Here is a 13,544-nt window from a genome sequence, read left to right as displayed (position 1 = left end):
AATTTTAAATGAGATTCTTATTTTTACAGTTAGGTGCTATTTCAGAATTTATCTTCTCTTTATTATTTTTATTTCTTACTCAAATTCTCTATTTATCTATTTTATTAAGGATGCAAAGACAGCATCTGTCATAATTTTAGGGAATTATTGATGAAAAAAATGTTAATTAACGGAACGCACCCGGAAGAGCTGCGTGTAGCCATGGTAAATGGTAAGAAGTTGCAAGATTTAGATATTGAAAATGCAAGCCGAGGGCAAAAAAAGGGAAATATTTATAAAGGAAAAATTACTCGAATTGAACCTAGTTTAGAGGCAGTATTTGTTGATTATGGTACCGATCGGCAAGGATTTCTTCCTTTAAAAGATATATCCAATGAATATTTTCAATCTTCCTCTGGGGAAAGCTATCCTAAAATTCAAGATTTATTAAAAGAAGGTCAAGAACTTATTGTTCAAATAGAGAAAGAGGAGCGAGGGAATAAAGGGGCAGCACTTTCTACTTTTATTAGCCTTGCGGGTAAATATTTAGTATTAATGCCAAATAACTCGAAAGCAGGAGGGGTTTCACGCCGAATTGAAGGGCAAGAACGATCCAGTCTTTTATCTGCCTTAAATACACTAGATGTTCCTGAGGGGATAGGGCTGATCGCCAGAACAGCAGCAGCAAACAAAAATGAAAAAGAGCTACAACGAGATTTTAATTATTTAACTCATCTCTGGCAGATAATTAAAACAACCGCAGAAGGAAAAAAAACCCCCTTTCTTATCTATCAAGAGAGTGATGTAATTATCCGTGCTTTACGAGATCACTTACATTTAGATGTAGATGAGATACTGATTGATACCCCTAGTATTTACCAGCGTGCCTATGACTTTATGTGCCAAGTTATTCCTGATGAAGTACATAAATTAAAACTTTATCAAGATAAAATTTCTCTATTTACTCGCTTCGATATCGAAAATCAAGTGGAATCAGCCTTTGAACGAGAAGTTCATTTATCTTCAGGGGGTGCTATTGTTATTGATTATACAGAGGCATTAACAGCAATTGATGTGAATTCTGCCCGAGCTAATAAAGGGGAGGATATTCAAGCAACAGCACTTTCAACAAACTTAGAGGCAGCTGAAGAAATCGCACGACAATTGAGAATCCGAGATTTAGGAGGGTTAATTGTTATTGATTTTATCGATATGGCAATGGTACATCACCAAAGATCGGTGGAACATCAACTAAAAAAATGCTTACGAGAAGATCGAGCAAGGATACAAGTGGGTCGTATTTCCAGATTTGGTATTCTAGAAATGTCTCGACAACGATTACGTCCCTCTCTAGGGGATACCTATCAAACACCATGTTCTAACTGTGAAGGTAAGGGGTATATTCGAGGAACAGAATCCTTCGCTCTATCTATATTGCGTCATATTGAAGAAAAAGTAACTCAAGAGAAACTAATCTCTATTAAAATACAATTACCTGTTCCTATTGCCTCTTTTTTGCTTAATAAAAAACGTACTCTCTTAGCTGCAATTGAAAAGCGATACGGTACAGAGCTATCTCTTATTCCAAACTCTCGAATTGAGGCACCTATTTTTGAGTCTGAAAAATTTAAAAGCGAGGAAAAAGAAGAAAAGAAAAAAGAAAAAATTAATACTTCTCTTGATATGAAGGATTATGGATTTTCATTTGATACGGTTAAAGAAGATCCTATAAACGTAGAGATTACTAAAAATACTTCTGAATCTAAAGAAGAAACTGTCCTTACAGAAATCGTTCCAAAGATACCCAAAGAAGATTTAGAAAGCAATATCCTACCTTTTAAGCTCAAGCCTGCTCCATTAAAAACCCAGCCTGAGTTTTTAATTCATTTTTGGAAAGTATTTAACCATGAGGATTTAGGAGAAAATAGAGTAAATATAAATGAGCATCAGAATAAATCTAAATCCCACTATAGAAATAGCAAAAAACAATACCGTACCTCCTCTAGATCAGAGGAAGTGATAGATCGCAATAATAAAGAACCATCCGAATCCAATGAAAATTATAATACCTCTTCCCCTAAGCCTTATCATCGCCCAAGACAAGATAGAAATAGATATAGAGGACGTTATCATCGAACAGCTGCTTCAAGTAAATACTCGCAAGATCATAAAGAAAACAAAACGGTAGTCCAAAATGATATAGTGCAACAAACGATAGAAGCAGCCACGGATTTAGCAATCCCAGAATCAGATTTTCAACACATTCAAAAGGAATCTGTAGTAAATTAAGATGCTCTAAACCTTTTAGAAGCTGAAAAACTATCCCTACTTAGTAGCTCTCCTCTAAGTAGGGTCCTTATTTTATATTCCTTATAATGTATATCTAGATTCTTGCTATAGCTTAATCTTACAAGTTTCTTTCCTTTTTCACTTTTCTTTGGTATTAATCACTATTTTTCTGCCTAGCAAGATGAAGAAGGTACAAAAACAAAAAATTGGGAACTATACTATTTAGTTTATTTTCTTTACTCTATTCCCATTTCTCAAAGAAGGGTAAAAAATTTCTCCCTATTTCAAGCGGCTATATAATTATGCTGCCGACAAATCTCCTGAAGTAATCCTACACTGGCTTCTTCAACAAGATTGAATATATTCTCAAATTCTTTAGCAGGAGAATAATAAGGATCAGGTATATCTTTTCCCTTCCTATTAATGTCGTGCGAAAAATCCAGAAATAGGTGAATTTTACTTAATATACTCTTATCAAGAGCAGATTTTTGTAGAAGAATTTTATTCTTCTTATCCATAGCAATAATATAATCAAAAGATGAATAATCTAACTTTTGTACCTGCCTAGATCTGCTATGTTCAATAGAGATTCCGTTATTCTGGCAGCATGCTCTTGCCCGTGGATCAGGAGGCATCCCTAAGCCACTACTAGTACCCGCTGAGTCAGTAAAAATAAAATGGCTTAAATTATGCTGTGCTACCAGTTGCTTAAATATTCCTTCTGCCATTGGAGAGCGGCATACATTAGCAGTACACACAAAAAGCACATTTATTCTGTGTTCAGATGATGTAGCTTTAGTGCTTGATTTTCTATGTCTAACCCAATTTCCTATAGCCATAATTTATCACCCTAAAGTAAAAAATTGTCACGCTAAACTATTTGATTAATATTTTGCTTTAGCCAGTGGTTAGCGTACTCATAGGCATTAAGCGTGTAGTTTAGGTAAGATAGCTATAATTCTTTTCTAAACTATATTATATACTGCAAGGATCATGCCTAACAGGGTGGGTTAAAAAAATAAATGCTTAAGAGATTCTTTTGCTCGCTCTAAATCAGAAAAAGTATCAATTCCAGGAGCATGGGTAATAATAGCAGGTGTTACATGAATAGAGCCTCCATAATATAAGATTCTAAGTTGCTCTAAACATTCAATTTTCTCTAAAGAGCATGGGGAAAATTGAATGTAGTTGGACAAAAATTGTGAACGATACGCATAAAGCCCAATATGGCGATGATAGATCTTAGATAAATTATCCTTTTTATCAGGAAAATTTTCTCGATCCCAAGGAATGGGTGCTCGGCTGAAATATAAGGCATAATTTTTAGCATTACACACTACTTTAACCACATGGGGATCAAATAAGTTTTTGTCATTGTTTATCTCTGAAGAGAGAGTAGAAACATCTGCACTAGGGTGTTGTGCTAAATCTGTAGCAACTTGATCAATGAGCTGAAAGGGGAGAAATGGTTCATCCCCTTGTACATTGACAATAATGGTTTCATCAGGATACATTTGTTGGGAAACTACCTCTGCAATTCGATCAGTACCTGAATTATGACTGCTTGAGGTCATACATACATCAATATTATGTTTCTTAGCTACCTCTGCAATTCGTAGATCATCGGTAGCCACTAGCACTTCATCGGCATTACTTTTTTTTGCATTTTCTATGACATGGCTTAAGATAGGTTTGCCGCCTAAATCTAATAATAATTTACCGGGTAAACGACTTGAATTATAACGAGCAGGAATAATGACTTTATAGAACATAGAATTTTTAGAGAAACCAAAAACTACTTATAATAAATTAAATAGCTAAATATAAAATAAGAAAAAATATTACTACATATTTAAGCACTTACTTAAATAAGGAAATTTTTAGCCAGCAAATTAGCCAAATTCAAGATCATTATCTTAAATAAAGCACTAACTAATACTCGTAATCTCAATAATTTGATTCATTTTCAAGATAATAACGACCTATTCAAGCAGCTAGATTTTTATACCCTTCATAATCACTACCAAGAAGTGTCAACTATCTAGCACTACACCTGCAAGCACGAGAGCTTTTCGGCATCTGCTCATATCTCTTAATCCCTTATCCCTTCATGGTCGAAGATGGCTGCTATCAAGGTATCAGGGCCGCCCAAAATTGCGCCGTTCCAGCTGGAAAAAATGAGCAGCCTCCGACGTGTGTAACTATATTCTAACGACGGCGCGCGACGGTTGCTAAGCGTCGGAAGATTGGATCCTGAATAAGTTGAGGAGAGACTGTCTGGATCTGCTTCAACCCTTCCGCCAGATCCGGTATTACCGATTCTTCGAGCGTGCCGATGCTGACGTTCAGCAGCTGTAGAAGTGCGACTGCCTTTTCTAGCGTGTCGATTGACTCTAGTTTTGAACCGTTTATCTCGTCGAATCCGAAGTCATGTATATACCAGCAATCGAAAGGCACCATGAAGCGCATGATCGCATCGACTGCTTGCACGAAATCCTTGCCTGCCGAAGCTGGTAGCTTGGCAAATGCCCTACTGACTCCGGGTGTAGCCAGTGAACACTCCTGCGGCCAGACTTTGCTGAGGAACGGTTTGACCGATAGCTGGAACAATTCTTCAGTATTCCACAGTTTGGTTTCGGAATCACTGAGTATACGGCTCCTCAGGAAATCTTGCACCGTCTGTGCGGCGGTAGCGCGCACCTCGTCGTCCACATTCCGCAGTGCTTGCTGAATCTTCGTGTTCGCAACGACTGGCTTCCGTTCTTCTAGGAATGCATATAAGGAATCGAGCACGAGAATGGACAGGAGGAAGTCTTTTATCTCTCGGTCGAGGTGAGAATCAACCACACGATCAGCAAAATGATTGCCGATCTCCTGCAGTACACCGGTAAACTGCCTATACCCGCATTGGTATCCACATTGAGAAATAGCATGCCAAAGTGCTAGGTAATGCACATCGTTTGAGACCAAGGGTGCGATCAGATTCTGTTGTGACCATTTCTTATCTGCTTTAAGAAAGTACGGTAGTTCTTTGATGAGGCAGTACTTTCCAATCAGCTCGGACTTGCCATCGGCAGAGATAATCGCATCGCGCATGCTACACAGGGAGTTGTTAGTTGCGAACGGATTCTCATTCCCTCGGTTTCTAGGGAGCAACGCGAGAAAAATATCAACCAATTTGCCTATCGCTGTGTCGGCTGTGTTGAGCGTGTGTAGATTGGCTAGCTCCTCTTGGTCTGACTCATCGCTCGTCTGGTTTGTCTCAGCTACTGCAGCTGACCATAGTTTGCCCCACACCGCTAACAGCGATGATGAGTGCATAATGACCTGCTTCCAAGATAACATCCAGTGAGTAATTCCCTGTATTGCCTGCCTGATCGTGTCAATTGGTAGTTGCTCCAACAGGGCCAGAACTCGATTACCAACTTTTTGGTACTTCGGTGTTTCTGCATCCTCGCAGCTCGGCGCAGAATGAGACTGGCCGAAGTGATCCCATAGGTTCGGATACTCAGCACCGCCATAGCGAGATGCTTCAAGAGCAGTCAGTATCTCAGTGGCGTGATCCTCGCTGCGGATCCAATTAGCTGCGTCGCCGTAGGGATCGTTCCAGCTCTTACGGGGTGAGACCAGAGCGTCCTCGAGCGCTCGTAAGCGTTTCTCGCCGTACAGAACACTGAATTGGTCATCTGGTTGCGTTACCTGACTTGATACGGTGAAGAAGCGGAAGTCGAAGTAGATGGAGTCCATGTTCTGTAGATCATTATGGTATGGACCTAGATACTCGGTCAACCATACTAAGACAGAATGTGGGAGCTTTCCTCCAGCGAATTTGATCCGATATAGCTCACGCATAGCAAAGTATTGCTGAGCATCCTTGACGCGATCGCACTCTGCCTTTCTGAGCCATAAACTGCGGGGCGGTCCTTTCTTGAGGCGAGCAATCACCTTCTGCTGCGCATCGTCCGTGATATCGTTGAAGCGAAGCGAGCGTAGTATAGCAATTTCTGGGTACGCACAGATCTTCCAGAACGGTCGATCCTCCAAGACGGGCAGTATCTCAGAGAGTTCGTCTGCAGGCGTGAGCACAGAGCACTGCGAGAGAGAGGCCCAGAGACGCAGATGCACCGGTGTAGGTGTCTGCTTCCAACGAGAAACAAACGCCCTAGCCTGGGATACGTCCAGTTCGGCAATCCTTCTCACCACCGCATTGAGGAGCTTTACGGACGGGGCGATTCCTTGGTGAGACTTGTCCACATCCCAGTTATATTCATTCTCGTTCTGCTTCAAGTATTGGACGTAGTACAGCTGATCAAATTGCCGGACATCCTCCCGTCTCAAGCGGCACTCTAAGCTGAGGCCGTTGTTCATGGCACACTCCAATCTCGTCGCCAGATCGACAAGAAAATCGATTTCCTTAATGCTATCGAGACGATAGACGTCAAGTTTAGCTAGATTGCAGCTGCTGATCGAGGGATAAAGGGGGGCTTTAATCCAGCGAGGGCGCTTTGAACCTGCGGCCGTCGACAAAGTCAATTGAGCACTGGATAATACTAGCCTAGGCCTGACAAGAGAGATAATTGATGAGAGCAGAGAGCCAGACCGTTCTCCATTGGTTATACGGTGCTGAATCTGGCGAGTATCGATCGATGAGCATTGAGGTAGCTCATCATCCCAGCTTTCCTCAATTAGCCGCCACGCAGAGTACCAAGGATCCTTGAGCTTGTTCGTCTCTCGGAGGGATTCTAGAATTGCGCTGCGCTTGATAATCTCGTGAGGCTTTGTTACCAGTGCCCAGTCGATTGTCTGTTGTTCTGCCATTCGACCCTTTAGAAAAGCTATTATTATGCGGACTGCAGCGCGATCTTTGTCATTGAAAAGGAGCCAGTTAATTTTCATCTGGACGTCTCACTTCATTCTAGTGTTCCAGCACAATGGCGATAATGGCATCAAGCCATGCCATGTCCGCTTTAGCTTTCGATGCAAGTTTTGAGAGTCTTGCGCGCTCATCCGTACTCCCTCGACGTATTAAGTGGTCGAACAGATCGCGATCGGACTCAGCTGCAGTGAATCTCGCCGACTTCACGATACGCTTGATTTCGGCGTCAACCTTTCGGCGGTTGCCGTTCACCGCCGACAACTCTGCCCAGCGTTCAAGCAAATCAAGCAGCGCTTGATGTTTATTTTGACTGTCATTGTCATAAAGGATAGGCGTTATGCCGCGTCCTTTCCAGTCCTCGGCCAGCACAGCACGGTCACGCTCCGATGTTCCTACGAAAGAGAATCGTTCTTTGACATCATCGAAACGAGTTTCATCAGCCGCTATTGCATTAAGCAGATAACGCATTGGCGGATCATCAGCGCTATAGCCGATCAGCACAATGTGGAACAGTCTTGTAGCGTCATAGATGAAATCGGGCACCGAGCGTCGATGCATGTAGAACTCGCCGAAGTCCTGATCCGTAACAATAAAATCAGAGATTCTTTCTGGGTCTCGGTCGAGCGCTCCATGAATGTGGAAAATGCCAGCGAACTCTCTACTTCTGCTTGGTCGAGGAGTATTTCCGAGCGAGTATGTCTGCAGCCTTTGCTTTTGGCCAGCAGCTGCTTGGAGAAGAAGATCGAAGTTGGTGGTAACAATAGCCGTGGCGCCACCCCGGTCTGCGAGACGCATCAACGCCTTATGGATTCTTGCAGGCTTGGTGCTCTTGCTGCGAAACACATCTGTGATGGTAGTTCTGACGCGGCTAGTCATAGTGAGTGCGTTGTCAATTCTGCGCTCGAGCATACCGAGCACAACGTCGTAGTTCTTCTGCTTGAACCTGTTAACTTCGGCAATCTGTTGACTTGTTAGACCTTCGTGCCTAACGAGTTCGTCGAGGTTTTTTTCGGGGTTATCGTGGATAGCAGAGATAATGGAATGGACAAGAGGGTCGAGTTCAGCATAGACATCGATAACGAGCTCTGCAAAGCTCGGAAGACCGGCAGACATGGATACACCAGCACCAACGATAAACAGAGCTTGGCCGCGCGCATGTGCCAATAATAGCCTCTCTGGCACTTTTGGCAAATCATTTCCAAGCGAGATCACACGATCGGTAGGTGTTGATTTTGCTGGTGGTATCGGTATGCCCTCTTAGGGTGGCGGAGAGGGCGGGGTTCGAACCCGCGTGGGCAAAAGCCCCAGCCGATTTCGAGTCGGTGCCGTTATGACCGCTTCGGTACCTCTCCAGTTTAATTGGATTGAAAAAAAAGGCTAGAAATTAACCTAGCCTTAAGTACTCATGTCATGCTTATTGTAGCTATTTACTTTTTAGAAAGTAAATAATCTGCTATATCAAGCATTCCTTCGAAATTCCCAGCAAGTCCAGCATCAATACTGTACTTGCCATTAATAATTAAGGCAGGTACCCCAGTAATCCCTGATGCTTTCGTCATTGTAACTGCCTGCTGTACTTTTCCTTGTACTGCAAAAGAATCAAACGTAGAAGCTGCTTCTTCCTTATCAATTCCTTGAGATCCTAGAAAGTTAATAAATGCTTTTTTGGTATTTAAAGGATTTTTCTTGATATGGATTTCATCAAATAAAGCTCGATGGATTTTATCGAAAATTCCCATAGCTTTCATGGTGTAGTAATCTTGAGCACCCGGTGCCCATGAATCTCTAAATACAGCAGGTACCCGATCAAAGACAATACTCTCTCCTTTATCTTTAATCCATTTTTCTAAAAATGGATCAAAGTTATAGCAGTGAGGACAGCCATACCAAAAAAACTCAATGATTTCTGGTTTTTCAGTTTGGGAAACAGATAAAGGAGGATTAATTACCTTATAGTTTTTTCCTTCTGTATAAGGTGCATTTCCTTCAGCAAGTGTAAAAGATGCTGTAAATAATAAAGAACAAATAAATAGTATTTGCGAAATAAGTCGAAGCATTTTTATTTCTTAGCCTAAAATAACCAATAAAGAGAGATAATCTTTATCTCTCTTCACTTAAACCATTGACATAATGTGCTACAGCAGCGATTTCCTCATCAGTGATTTTATGGGTGACATCTTCCATCATCTGATTAGGATCGTTAGAACGTTCTAGCTTGCGGTAGGATTTAAGTTGGGCTTTTACGTACTCTACATTTTGTCCAGAAATTCTAGGGAAAGCAGCGGCTGGGTTTCCTTCACCAAATGCACCATGGCAGGCCATACAGGCAGGTACATTATCTTCTTTCATACCTCTGCGGAAAACCTTTTGCCCTAAATCAAGATATTTATCTGGGGTTTGTCCTTGTTTTAGCTTCTGGCTAGAGAAATACACAGCTAAGTCAGCGATATCTTCATCACTAAGTGCTTCTGCCATGGGAGACATAATAGGGTTTTCCCGAGCTTTAGACTTAAAGTCTTCGAGCTGTTTTTGGATATAACGGGCATTTTGTCCAGCAAGATTAGGAAATTCAGGGGATTCACTGTTTCCATCTTCGCCGTGGCAGCTTTGGCAAGCAACAGACTTATCTTTGCCTACTTTAGCATTGCCATTGACTAGAACTGCATGGGATGATGCAGTAAAAAAAATAAACGCAGCGGTCGCTACAAAATATCTTAACATTGTTAAATATCCTCAGTATCTGGAATAGGGATAAATCTTTATTATAGAATCTAATTTAGCTAACTAGCATTAGAAATTTATGTTATGAATGCTACACTGCTTAAGCATTTTTTTCTAGCCTAGTTTTATTCAGCCTTTTTATTCTTAAAAATTAAAGAATGACTCATTCTATCTATCAGCAAGCAACTTACCAAGGAAGTGCTTACCATTTATCCCAGCTTCCCCCAGATCAGGGAATCGAGGTAGCTTTTGCAGGTCGTTCTAACGTAGGAAAATCTAGTGCGATTAATGCTATTACCAATAACAAGGGGTTAGCACGAATCAGTAAAACCCCAGGGCGTACTCAGATGATTAATTTTTTTCAGCTTAACCTATCTTGTCATTTAGTCGACTTACCTGGTTATGGTTATGCCAAAGTACCTCAGGAAGTGAAGCATCAATGGGAAAAAAATATCAGTAGCTACTTAGCTCGGCGTCAAGCCTTACGAGGTATCGTGCTACTTATGGATATTCGCCATTTACTTCAGCCCTTTGATTATCAAATGCTTCAGTGGTGTAGAGATTGTAATTTAGCCATATATATTTTATTAACTAAAAGTGATAAATTGAAGCGAGGACCTGGACTAGATGCGCTTAGAAAAGCAACTCAACTCACTCAAGAGATTATTCCAACTGCCAAATTACAGTTATTTTCTGCCCAAACTAAGGTAGGGGTTAAAGAAGCACAGAGCCACCTAAATAGCTGGTTTGAGTTTAGCTAAAATTGTTTTCTTAAATTTTTTGCTGGTAAAGAGCAAAAAAAACCCCGGTTAAGGGGGAACCGGGGTAGCTTAGATCTGGTTTAGGAGATCCAGATCTACTAAGATTTATCCCACCTAGGGAGGGAGGTGGGTAGTGGTATAGATATTTTCTATACCCTATGAAGTTAGGGACAGCTAACCTGAAAAAAAGTTCATAATTACATAAAAATTTTTTCAATGAGCAGTATCCCAGTTAAGACCATAGCCTATATCAACAATCAATGGCACTTTAAGTTGGGCAGCGGTACACATACTTTCTTGAACTTTTTGAATCACCGTATCTAATTTATCTTTAGGCACTTCAAAGACAAGTTCATCATGGACCTGCATAATCATTCGAGTATCGTATGTTTCATTCTGTAGCCATTGATAGGTATTAATCATCGCTTTTTTGATAATATCGGCAGCACTGCCTTGCATTGGAGCGTTAATCGCTACTCGTTCGGCTTGTCGGCGTTGTTGGGGTTGTTTTGCATGGATTTCAGGTAAATAAAGCCGTCGACCAAATAAAGTTTCTACATAGCCTTGAGATCGAGCTTCTCGGCATATTTCATCCATATATTCCTTTACTTTAGGGTAACGTTGAAAGTAACGATCTATATAATTTTGAGCATCACTATAGCTAACTCCTAGCTCTCTTACCAACCCATGGGCAGACATGCCGTAAATGAGTCCAAAATTAATCGCTTTAGCACTGCGTCGTTGATCCAAGGTGACTTGATTTAAGGGAGTACTAAAAATCTCAGCGGCAGTGCGTTGATGAATATCTTCTCCTTGATTAAACGCAGAGAGTAACCCTTCATCGTTAGACAAATGGGCCATAATCCGTAATTCAATTTGGGAGTAGTCAGCAGCGAGTAAACAATAGCCCAACGGAGCAATAAATGCTTGGCGAATTTGTCTTCCCTCTAGTGTTTTAATAGGAATATTTTGCAAATTAGGATCAGAGGAAGAAAGCCGTCCAGTTGAGACCGCTGCTTGATGATAAGACGTGTGAATTCGTCTTGTACTGGGGTTAATTTGCAAAGGGAGACGGTCTGTATAAGTCGTTTTTAATTTATGTAAGGTTCGATATTCAAGGATTAATCGAGGAAGAGGGTGGATATGGGCAAGTTCTTGCAGTACAGTTTCTGAAGTAGAGGCTTGACCTGTTGGCGTTTTTCGTACTGCTGGAAGATTTAACTTATCGTAGAGTATGGTTTGTAATTGCTTAGGAGAGGCTAAGTTAAAAGATTCTCCTGCAAATTCAAATACAGATTGTTCTAATTCTTTAAGCTGTGTTGTCAGCTTATCACTTTGAGCTTTTAACAAATCCTTATCTATTTGTACTCCATGACATTCCATATGAGAAAGAACAGGAATCAGAGGAATTTCTAGCGTTTGATAAAGTTGATAAAGAGAGGGTTGTTGTTGTAGTTTTGGCCAAAAATAATGATGAAGCTGCAGGCTAATGTCTGCATCTTCAGCTGCATAGATCGTAGCTTTTTCTATTTCCACCTGATCAAAGGTGAGTTTTTTGCTCCCCTTGCCCGTAATTTCTTCAAAAGTAATAGTACTTCGCTGAAGATATTTTAAAGCCAGTGCATCTAAATTATGGCGAGATCCCGTGCTATTCCAAACATAAGATTCCAGCATAGAATCATGAATAATACCCTCTAAACTAATCTCATAATTAGCCAGTACGTTACGATCAAATTTAAGATTTTGACCAATTTTTCCTAAACTAAGATCCTCAAGTAGAGGTTTTAGTTTCTTTAACACTTCCTCACAAGAAAGTTGAGTAGGTGCAGCTAGGTAATAGTGCCCTACTGGAACATAAGCCGCTTCATTGGGTGTGATTGCAAAAGAAAGCCCTACAATTTCTGCTTCCTTATAATTTAAGCTATTTGTCTCTAAGTCAAAGGCAAATAATTTAGCTTTTTTCAGCCTTGCTAGCCAAATACTTAATGCTTCTAAAGTAAAGATAGTTTCATAGCGGGGAGCAGAGGTGAGGGTTGGATCTAGGAGATCATTATTTTCTTTACTAAATTCTTCAAGTTGGGTAAGCCATGTTTTAAATTCTAATTTTTTATAGAGCTCTAGGAGGGTAGTAGTATCGGCTTCACTAGGTTTTAAATCGGCTGCTGTTAAATCTAAGGGTATATCAGTACAAATGGTAGTAAGCTGTTTTACTAAAGGAAATTGATTTTGATGAGCGCGGAGATTTTCACCTAGCTTACCTTTAATTTCTTCAATATTTTCTAACAGGGAATCTAACGTTCCATATTGATTAAGCAGTTTTGCAGCAGTTTTAGGTCCAATTCCGGGTACTCCTGGAATATTATCCGATGAGTCTCCCATCAGAATTAAATAATCAATAATCTGTTCTGGAAAAACCCCAAACTTTTCCTTAACTCCCTCAGGATTTAGTTTGGTTTGATTCATGGGGTTAATAAGGGTGATTTGGTGGTTTACCAATTGAGCGAGATCTTTATCTCCACTGGAAATAATAGTCATCATTCCTTGAGTGCTTGCTTGTTTGGCAAGGGTACCTATCACATCATCTGCTTCTACACCCTCAATACATAGTAGAGGAAACCCAAGGGCGTGAATTAGCTCATGAAGGAGTTGGATTTGAGCAGCAAGCTCATCTGGAATAGAAGGGCGATGGGCTTTATAGGAATCGTATAAATCATGACGAAAAGTTTTACCTTTAGCATCAAACATCACGCCAATATATTGGGGCTGATATTCATTGATTAATCCCCGTAACATATTGGCTACTCCATAAATAGCTCCTGTAGGCTGACCGTAGGAAGTGGTAAGTGGAGGTAAAGCATGAAAGGCTCTAAATAGATAAAAAGAACCATCAACTAAAATTAAGGTAGGTGCTTTCATTA

General features: G+C 40.7%; 9 protein-coding genes and 1 tRNA gene. 2 read left to right on the top strand and 8 right to left on the bottom strand.

All coding sequences use genetic code 11. The features are described from left to right. Positions 1-150 precede the first annotated feature (150 nt). Entirely contained in the window at positions 151-2,268 is a 2,118-nt protein-coding gene (locus NSCAC_RS06865; protein WP_197744083.1) for an Rne/Rng family ribonuclease, read from the top strand. Positions 2,269-2,552: 284 nt separating this feature from the next. Here the strand turns inward: NSCAC_RS06865 and NSCAC_RS06860 are convergent, their stop codons facing one another. From NSCAC_RS06860 to NSCAC_RS06830, 7 genes are all read right to left on the bottom strand, one after another. Next, on the bottom strand, positions 2,553-3,107 hold the full coding sequence (locus tag NSCAC_RS06860) for a low molecular weight protein-tyrosine-phosphatase (protein WP_197744082.1): 555 nt from the start codon (positions 3,105-3,107) through the stop codon (positions 2,553-2,555). A gap of 171 nt (positions 3,108-3,278) precedes the next feature. Beyond that, complete coding sequence (gene kdsB, locus NSCAC_RS06855) at positions 3,279-4,040, bottom strand: 3-deoxy-manno-octulosonate cytidylyltransferase (protein WP_197744081.1); 762 nt, start codon at positions 4,038-4,040, stop codon at positions 3,279-3,281. A gap of 436 nt (positions 4,041-4,476) precedes the next feature. After that, positions 4,477-7,086, bottom strand: a complete 2,610-nt coding sequence (locus tag NSCAC_RS06850) for a hypothetical protein (protein WP_197744080.1) — start codon at positions 7,084-7,086, stop codon at positions 4,477-4,479. 97 nt (positions 7,087-7,183) lie between these two features. Beyond that, positions 7,184-8,356 carry an SIR2 family protein gene (locus tag NSCAC_RS06845; protein ID WP_197744079.1) on the bottom strand — a complete coding sequence of 391 codons (1,173 nt, stop codon included), beginning with the start codon at positions 8,354-8,356 and terminating at the stop codon, positions 7,184-7,186. Between the two features lie 51 nt (positions 8,357-8,407). Further along, positions 8,408-8,496, bottom strand: a tRNA-Ser gene (locus NSCAC_RS06840). Between the two features lie 75 nt (positions 8,497-8,571). After that, positions 8,572-9,201, bottom strand: a complete 630-nt coding sequence (locus NSCAC_RS06835) for a thiol:disulfide interchange protein DsbA/DsbL (RefSeq protein WP_197744078.1) — start codon at positions 9,199-9,201, stop codon at positions 8,572-8,574. A gap of 43 nt (positions 9,202-9,244) precedes the next feature. Continuing rightward, positions 9,245-9,865: a c-type cytochrome gene (locus NSCAC_RS06830; RefSeq protein ID WP_197744077.1), complete on the bottom strand. Its 621-nt coding sequence runs from the start codon at positions 9,863-9,865 to the stop codon at positions 9,245-9,247. Positions 9,866-10,023: 158 nt separating this feature from the next. On the opposite strand from NSCAC_RS06830, the gene yihA reads away from it, so the two are divergent. Next, entirely contained in the window at positions 10,024-10,626 is a 603-nt protein-coding gene (yihA, locus tag NSCAC_RS06825) for a ribosome biogenesis GTP-binding protein YihA/YsxC (protein ID WP_197744076.1), read from the top strand. 213 nt (positions 10,627-10,839) lie between these two features. Here the strand turns inward: yihA and polA are convergent, their stop codons facing one another. Beyond that, the gene (gene polA / locus NSCAC_RS06820; RefSeq protein WP_197744075.1) at positions 10,840-13,542 is read right to left on the bottom strand and encodes a DNA polymerase I; all 2,703 of its coding nucleotides are present in this window, start codon (positions 13,540-13,542) and stop codon (positions 10,840-10,842) included. Between the last annotated feature and the right edge of the window lie 2 nt (positions 13,543-13,544).

This window comes from Candidatus Nitrosacidococcus tergens, from assembly GCF_902810445.1.
GTDB classification, from domain to species: Bacteria; Pseudomonadota; Gammaproteobacteria; order Nitrosococcales; family Nitrosococcaceae; genus Nitrosacidococcus; species Nitrosacidococcus tergens.
This window is presented reverse-complemented; position numbering and strand designations above follow the sequence as displayed.

Coding starts and splice junctions, on each gene's coding strand:
- NSCAC_RS06835 (WP_197744078.1), bottom strand. CDS start 9,201: ATGCTTCGACTTATTTCGCAAATACTATTTATTTGTTCTTTATTATTT.
- NSCAC_RS06860 (WP_197744082.1), bottom strand. CDS start 3,107: ATGGCTATAGGAAATTGGGTTAGACATAGAAAATCAAGCACTAAAGCT.
- NSCAC_RS06850 (WP_197744080.1), bottom strand. CDS start 7,086: ATGGCAGAACAACAGACAATCGACTGGGCACTGGTAACAAAGCCTCAC.
- NSCAC_RS06830 (WP_197744077.1), bottom strand. CDS start 9,865: ATGTTAAGATATTTTGTAGCGACCGCTGCGTTTATTTTTTTTACTGCA.
- NSCAC_RS06865 (WP_197744083.1), top strand. CDS start 151: ATGAAAAAAATGTTAATTAACGGAACGCACCCGGAAGAGCTGCGTGTA.
- kdsB (WP_197744081.1), bottom strand. CDS start 4,040: ATGTTCTATAAAGTCATTATTCCTGCTCGTTATAATTCAAGTCGTTTA.
- yihA (WP_197744076.1), top strand. CDS start 10,024: ATGACTCATTCTATCTATCAGCAAGCAACTTACCAAGGAAGTGCTTAC.
- polA (WP_197744075.1), bottom strand. CDS start 13,542: ATGAAAGCACCTACCTTAATTTTAGTTGATGGTTCTTTTTATCTATTT.